At 48.8% G+C, this 21,824-nt stretch carries 14 protein-coding genes and 1 pseudogene; 8 read left to right on the top strand and 7 right to left on the bottom strand.

Annotated features, from left to right (window positions below):
• Positions 1 to 124 precede the first annotated feature (124 nt).
• From Q4A84_RS08680 to Q4A84_RS08650, 7 genes and pseudogenes are all read left to right on the top strand, one after another.
• A complete protein-coding gene (locus Q4A84_RS08680; RefSeq protein ID WP_303088531.1) occupies positions 125 to 9,637 on the top strand; it encodes a YadA-like family protein in 9,513 nt (3,170 codons plus the stop codon).
• Between the two features lie 69 nt (positions 9,638 to 9,706).
• A pseudogene (locus Q4A84_RS08675) lies at positions 9,707 to 10,129 on the top strand (outer membrane protein assembly factor BamE); the annotation flags it as partial.
• Positions 10,130 to 10,177: 48 nt separating this feature from the next.
• Positions 10,178 to 10,534, top strand: a complete 357-nt coding sequence (locus Q4A84_RS08670; protein WP_303088546.1) for an OmpA family protein — start codon at positions 10,178 to 10,180, stop codon at positions 10,532 to 10,534.
• 198 nt (positions 10,535 to 10,732) lie between these two features.
• Positions 10,733 to 11,554 carry a hypothetical protein gene (locus Q4A84_RS08665; protein ID WP_303088530.1) on the top strand — a complete coding sequence of 274 codons (822 nt, stop codon included), beginning with the start codon at positions 10,733 to 10,735 and terminating at the stop codon, positions 11,552 to 11,554.
• A 28-nt stretch (positions 11,555 to 11,582) separates the two neighbouring features.
• Positions 11,583 to 12,401: a hypothetical protein gene (locus Q4A84_RS08660; RefSeq protein WP_303088529.1), complete on the top strand. Its 819-nt coding sequence runs from the start codon at positions 11,583 to 11,585 to the stop codon at positions 12,399 to 12,401.
• Positions 12,402 to 12,423: 22 nt separating this feature from the next.
• On the top strand, positions 12,424 to 12,573 hold the full coding sequence (locus Q4A84_RS08655) for a hypothetical protein (RefSeq protein ID WP_303088528.1): 150 nt from the start codon (positions 12,424 to 12,426) through the stop codon (positions 12,571 to 12,573).
• Positions 12,539 to 13,561: a hypothetical protein gene (locus Q4A84_RS08650; RefSeq protein ID WP_303088527.1), complete on the top strand. Its 1,023-nt coding sequence runs from the start codon at positions 12,539 to 12,541 to the stop codon at positions 13,559 to 13,561. The genes Q4A84_RS08655 and Q4A84_RS08650 overlap by 35 nt, the downstream gene beginning before the upstream one ends.
• Before the next feature lie 125 nt (positions 13,562 to 13,686).
• On the opposite strand, the gene murG is transcribed toward Q4A84_RS08650, so the two are convergent.
• A complete protein-coding gene (gene murG / locus Q4A84_RS08645; protein WP_368389571.1) occupies positions 13,687 to 14,736 on the bottom strand; it encodes an undecaprenyldiphospho-muramoylpentapeptide beta-N-acetylglucosaminyltransferase in 1,050 nt (349 codons plus the stop codon).
• Here murG and Q4A84_RS11010 point away from each other — a divergent pair.
• A complete protein-coding gene (locus tag Q4A84_RS11010) occupies positions 14,659 to 14,841 on the top strand; it encodes a BTB/POZ domain-containing protein (RefSeq protein WP_368389570.1) in 183 nt (60 codons plus the stop codon). The genes murG and Q4A84_RS11010 overlap by 78 nt on opposite strands.
• Here the strand turns inward: Q4A84_RS11010 and ftsW are convergent.
• From ftsW to Q4A84_RS08615, 6 genes are all read right to left on the bottom strand, one after another.
• Complete coding sequence (gene ftsW, locus Q4A84_RS08640) at positions 14,759 to 15,919, bottom strand: putative lipid II flippase FtsW (protein ID WP_303088525.1); 1,161 nt, start codon at positions 15,917 to 15,919, stop codon at positions 14,759 to 14,761. The two genes, Q4A84_RS11010 and ftsW, sit on opposite strands and share 83 nt — an antisense overlap.
• Before the next feature lie 72 nt (positions 15,920 to 15,991).
• On the bottom strand, positions 15,992 to 17,329 hold the full coding sequence (murD, locus tag Q4A84_RS08635) for a UDP-N-acetylmuramoyl-L-alanine--D-glutamate ligase (RefSeq protein WP_303088524.1): 1,338 nt from the start codon (positions 17,327 to 17,329) through the stop codon (positions 15,992 to 15,994).
• A gap of 70 nt (positions 17,330 to 17,399) precedes the next feature.
• Positions 17,400 to 17,996 (bottom strand): hypothetical protein, encoded by a 597-nt coding sequence (locus Q4A84_RS08630; RefSeq protein ID WP_303088523.1) that lies wholly within the window; start codon positions 17,994 to 17,996, stop codon positions 17,400 to 17,402.
• A gap of 57 nt (positions 17,997 to 18,053) precedes the next feature.
• Positions 18,054 to 19,136: a phospho-N-acetylmuramoyl-pentapeptide-transferase gene (mraY, locus tag Q4A84_RS08625; RefSeq protein WP_303088522.1), complete on the bottom strand. Its 1,083-nt coding sequence runs from the start codon at positions 19,134 to 19,136 to the stop codon at positions 18,054 to 18,056.
• An 87-nt stretch (positions 19,137 to 19,223) separates the two neighbouring features.
• Positions 19,224 to 20,597 carry a UDP-N-acetylmuramoyl-tripeptide--D-alanyl-D-alanine ligase gene (murF, locus tag Q4A84_RS08620; protein WP_303088521.1) on the bottom strand — a complete coding sequence of 458 codons (1,374 nt, stop codon included), beginning with the start codon at positions 20,595 to 20,597 and terminating at the stop codon, positions 19,224 to 19,226.
• Positions 20,598 to 20,742: 145 nt separating this feature from the next.
• Positions 20,743 to 21,732 carry an Abi family protein gene (locus Q4A84_RS08615; RefSeq protein ID WP_303088520.1) on the bottom strand — a complete coding sequence of 330 codons (990 nt, stop codon included), beginning with the start codon at positions 21,730 to 21,732 and terminating at the stop codon, positions 20,743 to 20,745.
• Positions 21,733 to 21,824 lie beyond the last annotated feature (92 nt).

Raw genomic sequence — 21,824 nt, 5'->3', positions numbered from 1 at the left:
CCAGTGACACAAATTGTCAGTTTGTAACAAAAAGGGCTATTTTCTAAAAAATATTATAGAAAATCATTATTTCTATTAAGAATTAACAATATTAAAATTATTTTCGTAAAGAGAGTTAATAATTATGAACAAAAGCTATCGCACAATATGGAATGACGCCTTGGAAGCATGGGTTGCCGTTTCTGAAATCGAATCTGCCAAAGGCAAGCCTTCAAGCAGCCGGAAAACGGCAGCGCATTCCAGCACGAAAATCTTTTCTTGGAATGCCGTGGCCTTATCATTGATGATGGCATTGGGGATGACGGTGTCTGTTTCTGCGAACGCAGCAAATGGAAATTTGGTTTGTACATGGGAGGGTACGGCAACCGCTAATACTACTACGGGCCAACCTAGGACTGGTGCGCACAATATGGTGTGCGGATACGGTGCTGTTGCAAGTACTGACCAAAGTGTTGCTATTGGGCCTAATTCTAATGCTAGCGGTAAGCAATCCATTGCGATAGGCGGAGATACTAAGGCTACAGGTGATAACTCTATTGCTATTGGTGGTGACGATTTAAGAGCGGTAGCAGGAGCAACGAATACTACAGAAGCCGCTCGTAAATATAATGAATTAACAGGTGATAATTTATACAAAGGTTATAGTGGGACTGCAACGAAAAGCGGTGCTGTTGCAGTAGGTATTTCTTCAACATCAGATGATTTGGCCACGGCATTTGGTACGCGGGCGGTTGCATCCGGTGTGGCTTCTGTTGCTCTGGGGGTGGGCGCAACGGCAAGTAAGGAAAATGCTGTAGCCATCGGTGCCGGTTCGACTACTGCTGTAGATGCTACGGCTCCTCAAAGTGTCACCATTAATGGCGTTACCTTTAATTTTAGTGGTGGCAGCACGCTGGTTGCTGGCGACCAAGTTTCATTTGGTGCGGCAGGGTTTGAACGCCAGCTCAAAAACGTGGCGCCGGGCGTGGTTTCTGAGAGCAGTACGGATGCTATTAACGGTAGCCAGCTTTATTCCGTAGCTAAAGAATTGGTTCGCGTAGGGCACAGTGTTACTACGCTGGAAGATACCAAAGTCCATTTTTATAGTGTGAATAATAAGACTACAACGGAGGGGAACTATAACAATGACGGTGCCACAGGGGCCAATGCGTTGGCAGCTGGGGTAAATGTAACGGCGGCAGGTACCAATGCTGTGGCTGTTGGGAATAGTGCACAAGCCGCCGCAGCCAGTACGATTGCTATTGGTGATAAAGCTGTTATCGGCACAACAGTAGGTGATTCTACCGGTGCGATTACGGTTGGTTTAAGCTCGTCTGCAGACGGAAAAGCGGCTGTGGCTATCGGTAATGAAGCTGTTGCCAATAAGAATCATACGCTGGCTTTGGGTGTGAAGGCGCAAAGTACGGCTGATGGTGCTGTGGCCGTTGGTCAAAACTCAGGGGCATCGGGCACCAATGCTATTGCTATCGGTTCTTTGAGTAAAGCCAGTGCTAGTGCAGCTTCAGCATTCGGGGCGGGAGCAAATGCGGCAGGTGCCGTATCTACGGCGATAGGTAATGACACGCTGGCAGGTGCAAATGCTACAGCTGTAGGGCATGCAGCTAAAGCAACCGGAACTTCTTCGGCGGCATTTGGTGAAGGCGCTAATGCATCTGGTGGTGTGTCAACGGCACTGGGTACGTCTGCTCGCGCATCTGGAGACGGTGCTCTTGCTGCCGGTAATGGTGCAAATGCATCTGGTTGGCGTGCTACCGCTTTGGGTATTGAGAGTTCAGCTAATGGTTCGCAGGCTCTTGCTGTAGGTGATAAAAGCCAAGCTGGAGGTTCTAGGTCAGTTTCTGTTGGTAATCAATCCAAAGCAAGTGGTGAATATGCAATAGCCACAGGTTATGATGCTAATGCAAAAAGTGAAGAAACTATTGCTATTGGTCATAGCTCCGTTGCAGAAGAGAGGGCAGGGGTCGCGATTGGTAATGCTTCCAAATCCCTTAGAAGAGAGGCAGTTGCTGTCGGTTATGAAGCGCAAGCATATCAAGTTCAGAGTGTAGCAATTGGTAGTAATGCTCAAGCAAAAGGTGATCAATCCACTGCTTTGGGAAATAATGTTGTTAGTTTGGGTGATTCATCTATTGCTATTGGTGGTGATGACTTGAATACAGTTGCAAATGATAATCAATCTACAACAGCGATTGCTTATCATAGGCTTACTGGTGAGCAACTGGTTGATTACACTAGTCATGAAACTCAATATATCTCGACTGTTTCGGGCCATGCATCTGTAGCTATTGGTGTAGCTGCGCAGGCAAGTGGTACATTGTCGACAGGGCTGGGAACTAAAGCTAAAGCAACAGCGGATATTTCAACTGCACTAGGTGTAGGTGCAACTGCAACTAAAGAGAATGCCGTAGCATTGGGCGCAGGTAGTAAAACGGAAAAAGGAGCAACTACAGAAACTTCTGCCACCATAAATGGAATCACGTATGGTAACTTTGCAGGAGCTGGAGATGTATCGGATGGAGACTTGATATCTGTTGGACATACTGGTTTCGAGCGTCAAATCAAGCATGTAGCTCCGGGGGCGGTTACTGCAGAATCCACAGATGCCATTAACGGTAGTCAACTGTATTCCGTTACCAATCAGCTTCAAAATAAACTAACTCATTATTATAGCGTTAATGATAATGGCGTTCAGGGTGGTAACTACAATAACGATGGTGCGACTGGTCTCAATGCAATGGCTGCCGGTATTGGCGCTACTGCTTCGGGGGAAAGGGCAACTGCATTTGGTAGTGATGCTGCCGCTTCGGGTGAGAATTCCACTGTCGTAGGTTATAAAGCTGCGGCCAGTGGCAGACACTCTGTAGCGTTTGGTTATGCTTCCGGTGCCGCAGGCGATTATTCTTTAGTTTTGGGTGATGAAGCTTCTGCTAGTAAAACTAATACAATTGCTGTCGGCAGTCACGCCAATGCATCCAGTGAATACGCACAAGCCATTGGTATTAATGCTGTCGCCTCTGGCGTAAGTTCGGTTGCTTTAGGCAATACTGCCAAAGCAGCTGCCAGTGAAGCTGTTGCATTGGGTCATTTGTCTAATGCTTCTGCCGCCAATACAACGGCTATCGGCTACGGTGCAGCAACAGCAGGCGAACAGTCGACTGCTTTGGGCGCAAACAGCAGAGCTGTTAATTTCAAAGACGTTGCTTTAGGTGCTGAATCAGTTAGTGAAGCCGCAGTAGGTACGTCTTCTGCTACGGTTAATGGCATCAATTATGGCGGCTTTGCTGGTAATAGCCCTACGGCCAATGTCAGCGTAGGTAGCAGTACAGTTAAACGCACTGTAACCAATGTAGCGGCGGGTCGTATTGAGGCAGGCAGCACTGATGCCATCAACGGCAGCCAGCTTTATCAGACTCAGAATGTCATCGGCAATGTAGCTGGTTCGACTAAAAATATTTTGGGTGGTAATGCTGCATTAGATAGCTCGGGTAATCTTTCGATGAGCAATATCGGCGGAACCAATCAAGATACTGTTGATGAGGCTATTAAACATGTCAACAAAGGCTGGAAAGCGGCTGTAACCAATACTTCGAATGGTGAGGCTAGCCCATTGGCAGAAAGTGATCAAATTCAGCCGGATGAAACGCTGACCTTCGAAGCTGATAAAAACATCAAGTTAACTCAAGCCACCGGCAAAATTACTGTTGCAACCAAAGACGACGTCAGCTTTAACAGCGTCAATTCAACTACGGTCACGGCAGGCAACGGTGATAACCAAGTAATCTTGGGAAATGAAGGCGTGAAAGTAGGCGGTAACACCTACATCAACAATGGTGGTTTGAATGCCAATGATAAAAAAATTACCAATGTAGCCGATGGTGTTGTTTCTGAAACCAGCACGGATGCGGTCAATGGCAAACAACTGTTTGAAGTGCAAAACGGCGGTTGGAATTTGAAAGGTAACGGTTCGCAAAAAGACGTGGTCAAACAAAATGATGCAGTTGATTTTGTGAATGGAACGGGCACCACGGCTGCGGTTGAAACGGCTGCAGATGGTGTAAGTTCTACTGTTAAATTCTCTGTAAACAAATCGACATTGAGCGTGGGTTCAGATGGCACTGTTGAGGCTGGCACGAGTGGTGACAATTTTGCTACCGCAGAAGATGTTGCTACTGCGATTAATAGTGCGGCTAAATCTACTGTTGTTGAAGCGGGGAATAACACTTCGGTAAACAGCTCGGTTAATGGCAAAACCACTACTTACACTGTGAACGCCGAAAAAACCACGGTTAGCGGCACAGGAGACGTGAAGGTTACCGCAGGAGCCAAAGATGCCAAAGATGTAACCAATTATGCAGTGGATCTAACTGATGAGGCGAAAGCCAAAATCGAAAAAGGTTCGCAAGCCAAAGATAAAGTGGATACTGAAGGCCTTACCTTTACTGCTGACAATAATACGACAACCGGCATTAAAAAGCTGGGTGAAAGCCTGTCTGTAACAGGGGATTCTAATATTACGACTGCCGCAACGGCAGACGGCATCCAAGTGAAATTGAATCCGGAATTGAATGTGACCAGCGTGACCGCAGGCGACAGCAAGCTGGTTTCAGACGGGCTTACTATTAGTAATGGCGCGGCTAATAATCCTGTGAGCTTAACGAAAGCCGGTTTGGATAATGGCGGCAATAAAATTGCTAATGTAGCTGATGGGGAAAATCCGAAAGATGCGGTCAATAAATCGCAGCTAGATGCAGTTAAAACATTGGCAGAAACCGGTTGGAAAGTTCAGGCGAACGATACCGAAGCTGAGAAAGTCGGTTTGGGTGATACCGTTAAATTTACTGATGGCACCAATATCAAGATTACCCAAAACGGTAAAAATCTAACCGTCGCTACAACTGATACATTGAAAGCAGACAGCTTTACCGTCAACGGAAACGGCCCGGTATTGAGCGGTAGTGGCTTGAATAATGCTGGTAATAAGATTACCGGTGTGGCCGACGGAACTGTTGAAGCAAACAGTAAAGATGCCATTAATGGCGGTCAGCTGAATGCTCAAGGCGAAGGTGTGAAAAACATTATCGGTGGCGATACTGTCTACAACCCTACTGATGGCTCGTTTACAAACAACAACATCGGCGGAACCGGTAAATCAACGATTGATGAAGCCATTAAAGCAGCGAATGTTACTGCCAATGCGGGCTGGAACCTGACTGCACAGGGTGAGAACAAGAGTAATGTAGCACCGAACGACACGGTTGATTTGAACAATACTGATAAAAATATTGTTATCAGCAAAACAACTGATTCTGACAACGTTACCTTCAATCTGGCCAAAGACTTGAATGTGGATAGCATTACTGCCGGCGACAGCAAGTTGAATACAGAAGGTTTGACTATTAGTAACGGTGCAGCAGGCAATCCAGTTAAGTTGACTAAATCCGGCTTGGATAACGGCGGCAATAAAATTACCAATGTTGCTGCTGGCACGGTCGCAGCAGATAGCACTGATGCGGTTAACGGCTCGCAACTCTTCAATACGGCCGACAGCATCAAAACCGTATTGGGCGGAAATGCGACCGTAACACCTGAAGGCAAGGTAACTACGTCGAATATCGGTGGTACTGGTGCTAATACGGTAGAAGAGGCTGTGGCTCATCTGAATAAAGGCTGGAAAGCTGCGATTACTGCTACTGCCGATGGTGAACAAGTAACTCCGATTAGCGGAGGTGATCAGATTCAGCCGGATGAAACGTTGACTTACGAAGCAGGCAAAAACATCAAGTTGACTCAAGAAACCGGTAAGATTGCTATCGCGACTAAAGATGATGTGAACTTTAACAGCGTCACTTCCGCTACAGTTACCGCAGGCAGCGGCGACAACCAAGTGGTATTGGATAGCGAAGGTGTGAAAGTGGGTGGCAACACTTACATCAGCGGTAGCGGCTTGAATGCCAATGACAAGGTAATCAGCAATGTTGCGGCCGGTAAGACAGATAAAGATGCGGTCAACGTATCTCAGCTGACGCCATTAGCGAAAGCGTTGGGAACGCAAGTTGATCCTGCGACCGGTACCATCAGTGCGCCGACCTTTGTGGTAACCAAAGCCGACGGCAGCAAATATGACGGTGCAAATACCATCCAAGGTGCGCTGGACAATATCGGTACGGAAATTCAGAAACCGATTACTTTTGGCGGCGATAGCGGCAATGAGTTTACCCGCAAATTAGGTACTAAAGTTAATGTCAAAGGTGGTGCGGATGAAACCAAACTGTCTGACAATAATATCGGCGTGGTTTCCGACGGTACTGATACGCTGAATGTAAAACTGTCGAAAGAATTGACCGACCTGACCAGTGCGCAATTTAAAGATGCTGCCGGCCATACCACAACGGTAAACGGTGCAGGCATTACCATCGAAAACGGCGCGGCCGGCCAACCGGTTAGCTTGACCACAAATGGCTTAGATAATGGCGGTAATAAGGTTACTAATGTGGCGGACGGCGCTGCGGATACTGATGCGGTTAACAAACGTCAATTGGATGCTGCTACTGCTTCGGCCCGTAACAAAGTGGCTGCAGGTAAAAACATCGAAGTTGCCGAGCAGAAAAACAACGATGGTAGCACCACTTATACCGTTGCGACGAAAGATGAGGTTCAGTTTACGAAAGCAACCTTGGGTGATACGGTAATCGACGGTACTACCGGCGATATCACCGGCCTGAAAAACAAAACCTTGGGCGGCAATGATTTTGCTGCCGCAGGTAGGGCTGCTACTGAAGAACAACTGGATGCAGCGCAAAGCAATCTGGCCAATATTTTGGGTGGCAATGCGACCAATACCGGTGGCAATGTTAGCGTGAGCGATATTGGTGGAACTGGTAAATCGACGATTGATGAAGCCATCAGAGCTGCCAATACGACTGCCAATGCAGGTTGGAATCTGACTGCACAAGGTCAAAACAGCAGCAATGTGGCGCCGAACGATACGGTTGATTTGAACAATACTGATAAAAATATTGTTATCAGCAAAACAGCCGATTCTGACAACGTTACCTTCAATCTGGCCAAAGATCTGAAAGTGGATAGCATTACCGCAGGTAGCGGCGATAACCAAGTGGTATTGGGTAACGACGGCGTAACAGTGGGAGGCAACACTTACATCAGCGGTAACGGTTTGAATGCCAATGACAAGGTGATTAGCAACGTTGCGGCCGGTAAAGACGGTAAAGATGCGGTGAACGTCTCTCAACTGACGCCGTTGGCGAAAGCATTGGGAACACAAGTTGATCCGACTACCGGTACCATCAGTGCGCCGACCTTTGTGGTAACCAAAGCCGACGGCAGCAAGTATGACGGTTCGGATACCATTCAAGGTGCGCTGGACAATATCGGTACGGAAATCCAGAAACCGATTACTTTTGCCGGAAACAGCGGTAATACAGCCAAAAAATTGGGCGAAACTTTAACCATTCAAGGAAGCCTGGCTGGAAGCGCAACAGCTTCTGATCGCAACATCCGCACCAAGGTAGACAATGGTGTGATGACGATTGAGCTGGCAGAAAGCCCGAAATTCGGTGATGTAACCATTAACGACAACGGCAAAATTACCGGCGTGGCTGATGGTGAAGCGCCGACCGATGCGGTGAATAAACGCCAATTGGATGCCGCTGCAGCTGCTGCGCGTAATAAAGTAGCAGCGGGTAACAACATCGAAGTGACCGAAAATCAAAATGCCGACGGCAGCACCACTTATACGGTGGCTACGGCTAAAAACGTTGGCTTTGACAGTGTTAAGGCCGGTCAGGGCGCCAATCAGGTTACATTGGATGATGCTGGCGTGAGCATAGGCGGCAATACTTACATTTCCGACGCGGGCTTGAATGCCAACAATAAGAAAGTAAGCAATGTGGCCGACGGCAATATCGCTTCAGGTAGCAAAGATGCTGTTAACGGCGGGCAATTGCATAATACTGCGACTTCTATTGCCAATGTGTTCGGCGGTAATGCGCAAGTTAATCCTGACGGCAGTATTAATATGAGCAATGTGGGCGGAACAGGCGCCAACAATGTAAACGATGCGATACAGGCGGTTAATCAGGCTGCCGTTCAAGCTAAAACCACGGTTACTGCCGGCGATAACATTGTGGTTACCCAAAACAAAAACGCCGACGGCAGCAATAACTACACCGTCGCCACGGCTAAAGATTTGAAAGTGGACAGCGTGGTTGCGGGCGATACAACGTTGAACGGCAAAGGTTTGACGATTGCCAACGGCCCGAGCATCACCTCTGATGGCGTGGATGCGGGTGGTAAAAAACTGACCAACGTGGCCGCCGGAGAAGTTTCTGCCAACAGCAAAGATGCGATTAACGGTAGTCAGCTGCATCAGGTTTACCAATTGCTAGGCGGTAACGGAAGCAACATCAACACCATCGATGCGCCGAGCAATACGGATGCCAGCGGCAATACGACACCGGCCGGAACGGTGGTAACGGTTGTTACCAATCCTGACGGTTCGAAAACAACGACTACGGAAACCGATCAGAAGATTGCGGTTGCTACCGATAAAGGCGGTAACCAATACACCTTAACCACTTATAACGTGGAAGGCCAGAACACTTACGTTACCAACGATGTGATTCAAGCTATCGGTAAGATGAACGAGCAAGGTATTAAGTTCTTCCATACCAACGACGGTAACGTCAAACCAGTTGTACAAGGCCATAATACGCAGGATTCGAGCGCGTCGGGTGCTTACGCTACGGCTATCGGTTATCAGTCTTCGGCCAGTGGCAATGGCGCGGTGGCCATGGGTAATACTTATACCACCACCGATGCCAGCGGCAACACGGTAGCGCAGCGCACGCAAGCGAGCGGCCAGAATTCGATTGCCATCGGTAGCGGTGCTCAAGCCTTGGAAACCAATACCATTGCCATCGGTACCGGTAATGTGGTCAGCGGTAAGAATTCCGGTGCCATCGGCGACCCGAATACCATCAGTGGCAGCGACAGCTATGCGTTGGGTAACGACAATACTGTCAGCACCAACAATACCTTCGTGGTCGGCAACAACGTAACGCAGACTTTGGCTAATTCTGTGATTCTGGGTAACCAGTCTGCTGCTATCGCCGTGCATACGACGGCCGGCGGTGGCAATTACACCTATGCGGGTGCCAATGATGCCAATGTATCAGGCGTAAACGATGTGGTCGGTGTCGTGAGCGTTGGTGCGGAAGGCAAAACCCGTCAGGTGCAGAATGTGGCGGCAGGTGTTGTTGCACCGACCAGTACCGATGCCATCAACGGCAGCCAGCTGTATTACACCAACGAAGCCATCAACAAAATCGGCAACTACACGGCCAATCTGGGCAACCAGCTGAACCAGAAAATTGATGATGTCGGCCAACGAGCCAACGCAGGTACGGCTTCGGCCATGGCGATGGCCGGTCTGCCGCAGGCTTACCTGCCCGGTAAGAGCATGATGGCCGTTTCCGGCAGCACCTACCGAGGCGAGAGCGGTTATGCCATTGGTTATTCCAGCATTTCCGATAACGGAAACTGGATTATCAAAGGTACAGCCGGCGGTAACTCCCGCGGTCATTTCGGTGCAACGGCCGGTGTAGGCTATCAGTGGTAATTAATCGACCGTAAACCCTTTTCAGACAGGCATTCTCCATGCCTGTCTGAAAACAGAAAAGGATAAGTAATGAAACTTGAAAATATCATCAAATCGGGAAGCGGCCTGATTCTGGCAGCATTATTGTCGGCCTGCGCCACCAAAAGCGACGTCAAATCAGACGGCACCACCGATAATCCCGTGTTTCCCGAAGTCAAACATGTTTCTCCGTCGTTTGCGCACAACCGCGGCACATTCCCGACGGCCGATGAATTGGCGCAAATCAAAGCCGGCATGACCAAAGATCAGTTTTACAAATTGCTCGGGCGCCCGCATTTCAATGAAGGCATGTTTCAGGTGCGCGAATGGGATTACGTTTTTCATTTCCACACCCCGGGCCAAGGTACGGACAACGTAACCACTTGCCAATTCAAAATCGTTTACGACCGCGACAAGTTCGCCCGCAGTTTCTACTGGAAAGCCGTTGATCCGGCAGACGCAGTTTGCCCACCGGTAAAACCGTCGGAAGATGCGCACCGCTACACCATTGCGGCCGATGCCTTGTTTGCATTCGACAAAAGCGGTTCCGGCGACATTAACGAGGCAGGCAGGGCGGAGCTTGATGCGTTTGCCGACAAAGTCAAAGCATTCGACCGCTTGAGCGCCATCCGCATTACCGGCCACACCGACCGCCTCGGCGATGAAGCATACAACCGAAAATTATCGCAGCAACGCGCCGAAACCGTGCGCCGTTATTTGGTTGGTAAAGGCGTTCCGGCCGGTGTTGTCAGCGCCGTTGGAGCAGGAGAGAGCCAGCCGGTTAAAGAGTGCAGCAGCTTGCCACGCCAAGAGCTTATCGAATGCCTCAAACCCAACCGCCGCGTAGAAATCGAAGTGGAAGGCTCGGGTAAATTATAAAGAGCGATTGCGTAAAAAAGCCTGTCTGAAACATTTTCAGACAGGCTTTTTTATATTTTTCGGTTAAGAAACAGGCAGGAAAAAACAGAGCAGAGATGGCTTATTTATTCCCCAATAGCTTAAATTTAGGTAGAAATTTAACAAAAAATTGATGCGATTGTTATATGATAGACACTACCCATTTAAAAGAAACTCTGTATGAGATATCTAGTCATCACATGTAAACTGCGCTTGATTGCCTTGTGCTTACTGCCTTTAACGCTGGCGGCCTGTCCACAGGCGCAGAGGAATGTGGGTTCGGCGTCGCAACAACAAGCGGAAAACCAACCGACAGCCGATGAAGGGGTGGATGGAATAGGTAGTTTGGGCGGAATCCCCATCCGCTTTTCAGGATATATTACACATGGTCCGATGTCGTATGAAGATACGCCGACAATATTCTCGCCGGATTGGGAAAACTATAAAAGCCCGTCGCGTACGTTGAAGTCGCCGATTGATAGTTTTGGGATAGATGTGAATCTGGATACGGGGAAGGTATTCGATAACCGCACGGATTCGTTTTCCGATCGTTCGGAGGAACGGAAAATAAAGAATTCGCCGTGGGCTTCCGTCAATTTTTATACTACGGCTGTGTTAGATTTTTTAAATAGCTATTTAGACGATGATGTGAGGGCTAAACCCAAACTTCCGGAATATACTTTTAAGAAGACGGGAGAAGTGCAGTATGGCTTGGAAGTGTATGAGCAGCTTGAGCCGGACTCTAATACCGGTTCGACAGATACGCTGTTTATTGCCCGAGATAAGAAAGGTAACGTTAGTAGCTATATCAAGTGTTCCAATAATGATGTGCCGAATCCGCCTTGTGAGCATAAATTTCTCTGGAAGATGAGCCCGTATGTTTATACTAATGCAGGATACAGTCGTTATCGTCTGAAAGACTGGCAGAAGATAGAGGCGCGGGTGCAAGAAATATTGGCGGAGTTTGCCGATAATGCCAAACACCCCGAACGTAAACTTTAATGCTGCCTTTAAGAAGAAAGGAAATGCTATGCCTTATAGATTGATGAACAACAAGCTGCGCTTGATTGCCTTGTGCTTGCTGCCTTTAACGCTGGCGGCCTGCCCGCAGGCGCAGAGGAATGCGGCGGGTTCGGCGTCGCAACAACAAGCGGAAAATTGGCCGACAGCCGATGATGGGGTGGGTAGTTTGGGCGGTATCCCCATCCGCTTCTCAGGATATATTACCCCGGGCCCGATGTCGTATGAAGATACGCCGACAATATTTTCTCTGGATTGGGAAAACTATAAAAGTCCGCCGCGTACGCTGAAGTCGCCGATTCGGGATTTTGGGATAGATGTGAATCTGGATACGGGGAAGGTATTTGATAACCGCACGGATTCGTTTTCCGATCGTTCGGAGGAGCGGAAAATGAAGAATTCGCCGTGGGCTTCCGTCAGTTTTTATGCGCATAACTTTTCATTGCTCCCAGATTATTTTAGTGAAAAGCTCATTGATGATTTGGAGGGAAGATGGGCAAAGCCGATGTTTCGTGATACAAAGCAAAAACAATATGGCTTAGAAGTATACACCCAGCTTAAACCAGAGCCCAATACAGGTTCTACGGATACGCTGTTTATTGCCCGAGATAAGAAAGGTAATGTCAGCAGCTATATCAAGTGTTCCAATAATGATGTGCCGAATCCTCCTTGTATGCATAAATTTCTCTGGAAGATGAGCCCTTATGTCTATACCAATGTATTGTATAGCCGTTATCGTTTGAAAGACTGGCGGAAGATAGAGGCGCGGGTACAGGCGATATTGGCGGAGTTTGCCGACAATGCCAAACATCCTGAACGTAAACTTTAAAATTAAATGAGAGGATAATAAGATGCCTGAAATCATTAAACAAAATGACCTTGCCCGTTATCGCGAGGATATCCGGCAACATGGCGTGGAAGGCGTTATCCGTGTTTACAGCGAGCTGCTGGATAAGGGTTATAACTATGCCGGCTGGGCTAAAGGCGTGGCCAAAAGGTAATACGCCTACCGGCGAGGCGGCGATTCTGTTTATGCAGGATTCTTCAGGCAGGCATTTCAGCGAAAGCGAGCTGAACTCGATTCGCGTTGATATGGCGGGAGGCTATCTGGATGCCTTGGAAGCCAATATGGAGAAGACAGGGCAGACCAACACCGATGTTACATTTTTTCAAGCGCGTACGTTTCACGAGCAAGTTTTTGTAAAACACGGATTACGTATTGAAAACTGGACACTGGAAGAGCCGATGAAGCTGGCCGGCAAATACGGCTATGGCAAGCAATCACAGGATCAGGCTTGGCAAAGACTGATGGAAACGAAAGGTGAGGGTGCGGCTGCGATTGTGGAAAGTTTAGCGCTTTATGGAATGGTTTCGGATTTTACAGATGGTGTAATCAGCGTTGATAAAAATGGTCGTTATAATGGCCCCTTTTTAGGCCCGCAGACTTCTTACCAAATACCCATTTACGGCGAGCGTGGCGATATACGTTCTGTTGACGAACAGGATCGTAAAGATGCACAACTCTGGATTAAGCATGCCACGCAGATAAGAGCCGTTCTTCATGCTGAAGCGCAACGGATATCGGGAGAAGACATCGCGCTGGCGCAAGCGGCGCCTGCGCAGCAGATTTCGTTGGAAAGCCTGCCTGAAAATGCGCAAAGAATTTATCATTCGGGCAAGGCGCATCTGGAAGCCTTCTATCAGAAAAACAATCAATCTTATAGCGAAGAGAGTTTGAACAATGCGGCAATGGCGCTGACTGCTTTGGGCTATGAAAAGGGTATGAGTGATATTCCTTTGTTTAATTTTAAGAACAGGCAGTTTTTGATTGGCGAGCGTAATCCGGGTTTGATAACGGCCTCGATGGAGGTAGATAGAGCGATAACTATGCCGGTGGAGGAGAGTGTCAACCGCATTCAGCAAACGGAGCAGGAAGAGCAGAATCGGCAAATGGTGCAAAGCCAATCGCGCGGGATGAGCTTGTCGTAACATGTTAAAAGAATCGAAAAGCCTGTCTGAAATGTTTCAGACAGGCTTTTTCGATTATTCGAAACATTTTAAAGGCCTGATTGTACCTTCGCATTAAAGAACGGTGTATCTGATTGTGAATAAAATCAATTCGCCACTTGTGCCGCAATATCCGCCACATCATCTGCGCTGTGAGGCAGCGCTAAAGCACGCGCGTTTTCCGCCCAGGTCAGACATCGTGCACGCGTTAAACCGCTCAAGATATCGGCCAGTTTTTCTGCGGTCAGCTCGTTTTGCGGCAGCAGCAAACCGGCGTCGGCCTTCACCATAAAGCGGGCATTGGCGGTTTGATGATCATCTACCGCATAAGGGTAGGGCACCAGTAATGCGCCGACTCCGGCTGCGGTCAATTCGGCAATCGTTAGCGCGCCAGCGCGGCAAATCACAACATCGGCATGGCTGTAAACTTTAACCATATCGTCGATGAATTCGCGGCATTCCGCTTCCGCGCCGTGTTTGGCATATGCCGCTTGCAAGGCGGCCAGCTTGTTGCGCCCTGATTGGTGGTAAACAATCGGTCGTTGTTCCGGCGGCAACATGCCTATGGCGGCGGGTACGGTATCGTTTAACACCTGAGCACCCAAGCTGCCGCCCACCACCAACACTTTTAAGCGGCAGTTGCGCTTGGCAAAGCGCGTTTGCGGATCGGGCAGCGCCGCGATTTCTGCGCGCACCGGGTTGCCGACCAAGCCGTCGGGCGCATCAAACGATTTGGGAAATGCGTATAAAACGCGTCGCGCCCAGCGCGAAAGCACTTTGTTGGCCAGACCTGCCACGGCATTTTGCTCGTGTATCACTAACGGTATGCCGAGCAGTTTGGCGGCGAGGCCGCCGGGAAAGGTAACAAAACCGCCGAAACCAATCACACAGTTGATTTCGTGCTTTTTAATGATTTCTTTGGCCGCCGCAACCGTTTTCATCAAAGTGAATGGCAAAGCCAATTTGCGCTTGAGGCCGTTGCCGCGCACGCCTTTGATGGCTAAAGTTTCTAACGGTATATGGTGCTGCGGCACAATTTGCGTTTCCATGGCGCCTTCGCTGCCCAGCCAGACAACCCGATGCCCTTTGCGTTGCAGCGACTGCGCCACCGCCAAAGCGGGGAAGATATGACCGCCGGTGCCGCCGGCCATTACCAGAAAAGTTTTTCCGCCCATAGGTTTATCCTTCTATTTTGTAGCCGCGCATTTTGCGCCGGTTTTCGAAATCAACCCGCACCAGCAGCGCCATGCACACCAACATGACAATCACCGCAGAGCCGCCGTAAGACATTAAAGGCAGCGTCAGCCCTTTGGTCGGCAACAGGCCGATGTTGACGCCGATGTTGAAAAAGCTCTGAATGCCCAGCCAGATGCCGATGCCTTTGGCAACAAACGCGCTGAAATAAAGTTCTAAGTCCCGCGCTTGTTTGCCGATGGAAAACGCGCGCACCACCAGCCAGCCATAGCAGCAGATTAAGGCCAGCATGCCGAAAAAGCCGAATTCTTCGGCGATAACGGCTAAAATAAAATCAGTATGCGCCTCCGGCAGATAAAAGCGCTTTTCCAAACTCGCGCCCAACCCGACACCGAACCATTCGCCACGCGCAATCGCCATCAGAGCGTGGGCCAATTGGTAGCCTTTTCCCATCGGGTCTTGAAACGGATCGAGAAATGAAGTCATTCGAGCCATGCGGTAAGGCGCGGCGATAATCAGCACGCCCATGCCGATAATGCTGACCGATACAATCACGCCGAACCAGCGCAATGGCAATCCGGCCAGATAAACCAAGCCGAGAAAAATGACCGAGGCCACCACGGTTGAACCGAAATCGGGCTCCAGCATGAGTAAAAACAAGCCGAGCGCTACCGGCAGGCCGACATACCACACTTTTTTCAAATCGCGCAGAATTTCCGAGCGGCGGGTAAAGAAGCTGGCGAGATACAGCACGGTGGTGAGCTTGAATACTTCCGAGGGTTGGATATTGAAAGGCCCGACGCCAATCCAGCGCTTGGCACCGTTGACTTCACGGCCGAAAAGCACCGCCAGCAATAACAACAGGCTGAATAGCAATAGTGCAGGAGTCAGTTTTTTCCAGAAACGCATCGGAATTTGCGTTGCCGTAACCCATGCCAGCACCGAGCCGATGCCGACAAAAACCAACTGGCGTACCAGATAATGCCATTCGGTGCCGCCGTCGTGTTTGGCATAGGCAATTGATGCCGAATAAATCATCATCAGGCTGAACGTGGTCATCAAAACCACGACCCAGATAAGATTCTGATCGTAACGGTAGCCTTTTTTCAGGATTTTCCGGTCAAGGAGTTTGGATTCGGTAATCATTAAAACAGTTTCATTTATTTCACATCATCGTTTTCAGACAGGCATTTCAGGATAAAAGCCTGTCTGAAAACGTTACAAAGCCTCAAACGCTTCGATAAACACTTCCGAGCGGTGGGCATAGCCTTTAAACATATCAAAGCTGGCGCAGGCGGGGCTAAGCAAAACCGCGTCGCCGCTTTGCGCACGGCCATAGGCGGTTTGCACGGCTTCCGGTAGCGTGGCGCAGTCAATTAATTCGACGCCGCATTCTGATAAATCATGACGGATTCGCGGCGCATCCACGCCGATAAGCAACACCGCTTTGGCTTTGCCGTGCAACACGGAGCGCAGCGGCGTAAAGTCCTGCCCTTTACCCATGCCGCCCAAAATGACAAACAACGGGCTTTGCAAACCGGCAATCGCCGCTGCAGTGGCGCCGACATTGGTGCCTTTGCTGTCGTCGATAAAAACAATGCCGTTTTTCTCGCCGATTTTTTCCACCCGGTGCGGCAGACCTTTGAAGGTTTGCACATGTTGCAACAATTCTTCGCGCGGCAAACCGATTGCCTCGCATAAAGCCAGCGCCGCCAATACATTGGCCACATTATGCAGGCCTTGCAGCGGAATGGCGGCAGCGTCCAGCAAATCGTCCGAGCCGGCTTTCAGACAGGCATTTTGCGTATCCGCCCAATAGTCGGCAGGCTGTTGCAGCGAAAATGATTTTATCCAGCGGCCGCTGCGTTTCATGGCGCGACATAAAACGTCATCCGCATTGAGCACTTGCACGCCTTCGCCCCGATAGATTTTGTCTTTCACATGGGCGTAATCAAGCAAATCGTCGTAGCGGTCGAGGTGGTCTTCCGAAATATTCAGCACTACGGAAGCAGTTGGGCGCAGACTTTCGGTATTTTCAAGTTGAAAGCTGGAAAGCTCCAACACCCATACATCGGCTTTTTTGCCTTGGCGCTGCAATTCGGCTTCTAAAACAGGCGTACCGATGTTACCGGCGATAACGGTATCCAGCCCGCATTGTTGGCAAAGATAACCGACCAAGCTGGTTACGGTGGTTTTGCCGTTGCTGCCGGTGATAGCAATCACTTTATCGCCGCGTTGATTAACAATATCGGCCAAGATTTCAATATCACCCAGCACGCAGCCGCCCGCTTGCTTGAACGCTTCGATTTCAGGCTGCCGTTCGCTGATGCCGGGGCTTAACGCCAGCATGTCGAAACCGTGCGCCAGCGCATCGTTCAAACTGCCGCTGTAACATGGCAAGTCGCTGAAACGCTGCTGTAATTCGACTTCGCGTTCAGGTTTCAGACAGGCATCGTAAGCAGCGACTTGCGCATTTTGCCGCCGCAGAAAATCAATCATGGAAACGCCCGTGCCGCCTAAGCCGGCGACTAAAATTTTCTGATTTTGCCAATTCATTTTTTATTCCTTATGCCATGCTGCGTTCATAGCCGCCTGATTTCCCATTTTACCTTATCCTGCATTTTTTTTAGGCAGCAGATTCGTTCCACCGTGTGATCAGTTGGCAAAACGCTTGGCCGTAAGTAGGGTCCGTTTTTTGTCGGGCGAGAAGAAAATCGTGCAAACGGTGATAATCGTTGGTAAAAGCGCGGCGGCGCATCAGCCGATAGGCTTGCTCTTCCAAAAGACCGTGCAGCAAGGCTTCGGCGGCGGTATTACGCGCTTCAACTATAGTGGCAAGCTGTTCTTTGCCATATAGATATTTTTGTAGCAAAACCGAGGCGGCTTCACTGCCGTCGGTATGGTAATGCAGCACGTTGCCGGAGGCATCACGCGAAATATGCACGGCTTCGGCTTGCCCGTGATACTCAAAAAAGCGCCCGATATCGGCATACAAAGCAAGCGCTTGTTGCGGATCTTCTGAGGCGTGCTCCACCCATAAGCGAGCTTGATGCAAACGATTATCGGCGTTTTCTGTTTCAATAAAGCGCAGCGTAAAATTGTCAAAAGTTTGGCGGGCACTATGACGAGTACTTCTGTAGCTGGTAACGGCCACAGTGGCGGCCACCGCTGCAGAAAATACGGCTGTTAAATCTGCTAACGCTAAAGTTTCAGTAATTTGCATAGTGATTTCCCTACAGGTACAGGTTGCTTAAACGGAAACAACCATCACAGCACCTTATCAACGGATTTTCAGCGTGCTCAAACCAATTAACACCAAAACAATGGTAATAATCCAGAATCGCACCACCACCTGCGTTTCTTTCCAGCCTTTTTGTTCGTAATGGTGGTGAATCGGCGCCATCAGGAAAATGCGTTTTTTCGTGCGTTTGTACCAGCCTACCTGCAGCATGACCGATAAGGCCTCTACCACAAACAATCCGCCCATAATCACCAACACGAATTCCTGACGGATAATCACGGCAACCGTGCCCAAAGCTGCGCCCAGCGCCAGCGCGCCGACGTCGCCCATAAATACTTGGGCGGGATACGCGTTAAACCATAAAAAGCCTAAACAGGCGCCACACATGGCGGTGCAGAAAATAACCACTTCGTTTGCCCCCGGTACATGCGGCAATTGCAGATAGGGTGCAAATTGGGCATGGCCGCCGACATAGGCGAAAATCGCCAGCCCGCCCGCCACCAGTACGACGGGGAAGGCGGCCAAGCCGTCGAGACCGTCGGTAAGGTTAACGGCATTCGAAGTGCCGACGATGGTTAGGTAAGCCAATACCATAAAACCGACCACACCCAAGGGCAGGGCGATTTGTTTAAAGAACGGCACGATCAAGATGTTGTTGGCGGAATTGGTGGCCAAATAGAATAAGGCCAGCCCGGCAATAATGGCCACGGAAGACTGCCACACCATTTTAAACTTGGCCGAAACGCCGTTAGGGTCTTTGTAGACCACTTTGCGCCAGTCGTCATAAAAACCCAGCGCGCCGGTGGCCAGCATCACGGCCAGCAGAATCCAGATATACGGGTTGGCCAGATTGCCCCAAAACAGTGTCGATACGGTAATCGCGGTGAGAATCAGCGAGCCACCCATGGTCGGCGTGCCGGTTTTAATCAAGTGGGTTTGCGGCCCGTCGTGGCGTACGGCTTGGCCGACTTTCAGCTCAGTAAGTTTGCGTATGGTCCACGGCCCTAAAAGCAGAGAGAACACCAGAGCGGTCAGCGCAGCCATAACCGCACGAAACGTGGTGTATTGAAAAACATTCAGCGCTGAAATCCAGCTGCTGAAGTGGGCAAGCCATAAAAGCATTGATACTTCCTTCTTGGTTGGTGTTTGTTATTTAAAACGGTTGTTTTGTAGGAATCCCGAGGTTACTGGTTTCCCTTTGGTTGATTTTCAGACAGGCATTTCATCTTTCTCAATCAGGGAATCAACCACTTCCTCCATCGCCATAAAGCGCGAACCTTTAATCAAGACATTCGCCTTTTCCGGCAAATCATGGCTCAGCACCTGAATCAGTGGATCTTTATCGGCAAACCACAAACCGGTCGCACCGAATGTTTCCGCCGCTTCAACGCTGTTTTCGCCAACAAAATAAGCGGCTTCAATGCCTTTTTCTCGCGCATAAGCGCCCACCTCGGCGTGCATGGCGGCCGCTTCGGTTTCCCCGAGCTCGCCCATGTCGCCCATTACAAACACATGCGGCGCGGGCAGTTGGGCCAATACATCAAGGGCCACTTTCATGCTGTCGGGGTTGGCATTGTACGTGTCATCAATAATCGTGGCGTTTCGGATGCCCCGTTTGATTTGCAGGCGGCCTTTTATATTGGCAAAACCGGAAAGGCCGTCTGAAATCTGCTGCAGCCGCAATCCGGCTGCTTGCGCCAAAGCGGCGGCGGCCACCGCATTGCAAACATTATGTTTGCCCGGAGCAGGCAGTGTAACCGCCGCACGCTCGTTGCCGCAAACCAAATCAAATTCGCTTGAAAGCGGTTTGAGCACGATGTTTTCAGCATGAATATCGCCGTGATTGATGCCGAAAGTTTGCTGCTCCAGACCTTGAGCAGCGGTTTGAAAGGTGGCCGTATTGGCATCTTCAATCGGAATCAGCGCCAAACCGTTTGCATTCAAACCTTGGTAAATCTCGCTTTTGGCCTTGGCAATATCGTTGATGCCGCTAAACCCGCAACCGACATGCGCCCGCAAAGCATTGTTAACCAAAGCGACATTAGGTTGGGCAATGCGGGTTAATAAAGCCAGTTCGCCGAAATGGTTCATGCCCATTTCAATCACGGCATAACGGTGTTGAGCATTCAGCTTCAATAGCGTCAGCGGCAAACCGATATGGTTGTTAAAATTGCCGGCCGTAGCCAGTACCGCATCATGGCCGAAATTGTGCCGCAGCACCGCCGCCAACATTTCTTTGACCGTCGTTTTCCCGCTGGAACCGGTAATACCGAAAACAAACGGATTTCGATGCGAGCGCCATGCTTTCGCCAGCGTTTGCAGAGCCTGTAATGTATCGTTTACCGCCAATGCGCCTGGCAACGCCGCACAATCTTCGCGCGATACTACGGCTGCCAGCGCACCTTTTGCCAATACTTCCGCGACAAAATCATGCGCATCAAAGCGTTCTCCAACCAAGGCAAAGAATACGTCGCCCGGCCGTATATCACGGCTGTCGGTAACAATGCGCGCCACATCACGGTTTTCGAGTGGAAGCGATAAGCCGAGGGTTTGGCAGATAAAGTTTAAATCTAAAAGTTTCATGATTGATATTTGTTTTCTTTTCTAGACAACCATAGTTTTAAATCTGCCTGCCTAAAAATTTTGGTTGATTTTCACAAAATTTATGCGTAATATTCTGAGTGACATGACTACTGCCTCTGCACATTAACTGTGTACGCAGTAGTTTTTATCTTTTCCATAAATCCCATTGCTTAAGATCCCATTTCGTAAAATCCCCGTTTTGATCATATTTACTTAGTTCTGTAATTAGTCCGAATCTCTTTAAACTAACTTTACTATTGTGGTTGTCTTGAGGGAATTCAGCCAACAAACTCTCAAACCGTGAAGCCCATCCTGAATTAGGACATAGTGCTTTCATCATTTGCTGCATGATACAAAAATAGAAAAATGGTTTTGTATGATCAAGTCTTGCCCAGTATTGATCTTGGCTTATTGGTGTGGATGTACGGGATACGCTTATATTCCACAGCCGATCATGATGTGCTGCGATATTCCGAATTTCATTCAAACTATTTAACCATTTGGAAAAGGTATTTCCATTCACAGCGCCATATTTTTTCGCAATATTATCTTTATCATTGTGTTTTAAACCTTTAAAGAGCCAAGACATTAGGCCGAAATCCCATAGACAGCTTGCAGCCCAAATAGGTAGCATCCCATATGTATCTATATTGTGTTTTACTAACGGTAAATTTCTCTTTTTAGCTCGTTGTTCCAAAATATTGAATTTTTCTAGCCATTTGTTATGTTCGGTTTTACCATCTATTGGATTCACTTTCTTTGCAAAGTTACCATGAAAAAGATTAGGTTTCGTATGTGCCATTGGATCACGTTTCCCTAAGATATGCACAATATCCACTCGAACCGCAGTTTCAATCCGTTCTAATGCGTCTAAAGCTAAAAAACGTAGTTTTTTATCAAATAGATAAAGTGATAATACGATTTCAAAATCACTTCCACATATAAATTGGTCTAACAAGACCTGTTGCCCTTGGTCCCATTGTCGTAAAACGTGGAAATATCCACTTAAACGGTAGTAACCGATACGGCGTAAATATTTTTCTGCACGTTCGGCATCCTCGATTGTCATTCCTCTGCGTTGTAAAAGTTTGACCTGATCTTGAAAATCAAGCCACGGTTTTAATTGTTTGGACATCTTTTTTTCTCATAATTTTTGATGAAATTAGAATTAAAGCTTTACTGTTATTAATGAATATCAAAGATTGGTCTAAGCCATTTATCTCAGAC

It is taken from the genome of Neisseria sp., assembly GCF_030527965.1.
GTDB lineage: Bacteria > Pseudomonadota > Gammaproteobacteria > Burkholderiales > Neisseriaceae > Neisseria.
The sequence above is the reverse complement of the archived record's forward strand: the minus strand, read 5'-3'. Positions and strand labels throughout refer to the sequence as shown.

Bases quoted from the DNA above. Each gene is read 5' to 3' on its own strand.
- Q4A84_RS08680 (WP_303088531.1), top strand. From the start codon at position 125: ATGAACAAAAGCTATCGCACAATATGGAATGACGCCTTGGAAGCATGG.
- Q4A84_RS08665 (WP_303088530.1), top strand. From the start codon at position 10,733: ATGAGATATCTAGTCATCACATGTAAACTGCGCTTGATTGCCTTGTGC.
- Q4A84_RS08660 (WP_303088529.1), top strand. From the start codon at position 11,583: ATGCCTTATAGATTGATGAACAACAAGCTGCGCTTGATTGCCTTGTGC.
- Q4A84_RS08655 (WP_303088528.1), top strand. From the start codon at position 12,424: ATGCCTGAAATCATTAAACAAAATGACCTTGCCCGTTATCGCGAGGAT.
- Q4A84_RS08650 (WP_303088527.1), top strand. From the start codon at position 12,539: ATGCCGGCTGGGCTAAAGGCGTGGCCAAAAGGTAATACGCCTACCGGC.
- Q4A84_RS11010 (WP_368389570.1), top strand. From the start codon at position 14,659: ATGCCCTTTGCGTTGCAGCGACTGCGCCACCGCCAAAGCGGGGAAGAT.
- ftsW (WP_303088525.1), bottom strand. From the start codon at position 15,919: ATGATTACCGAATCCAAACTCCTTGACCGGAAAATCCTGAAAAAAGGC.
- murD (WP_303088524.1), bottom strand. From the start codon at position 17,329: ATGAATTGGCAAAATCAGAAAATTTTAGTCGCCGGCTTAGGCGGCACG.
- Q4A84_RS08630 (WP_303088523.1), bottom strand. From the start codon at position 17,996: ATGCAAATTACTGAAACTTTAGCGTTAGCAGATTTAACAGCCGTATTT.
- mraY (WP_303088522.1), bottom strand. From the start codon at position 19,136: ATGCTTTTATGGCTTGCCCACTTCAGCAGCTGGATTTCAGCGCTGAAT.
- murF (WP_303088521.1), bottom strand. From the start codon at position 20,597: ATGAAACTTTTAGATTTAAACTTTATCTGCCAAACCCTCGGCTTATCG.
- Q4A84_RS08615 (WP_303088520.1), bottom strand. From the start codon at position 21,732: ATGTCCAAACAATTAAAACCGTGGCTTGATTTTCAAGATCAGGTCAAA.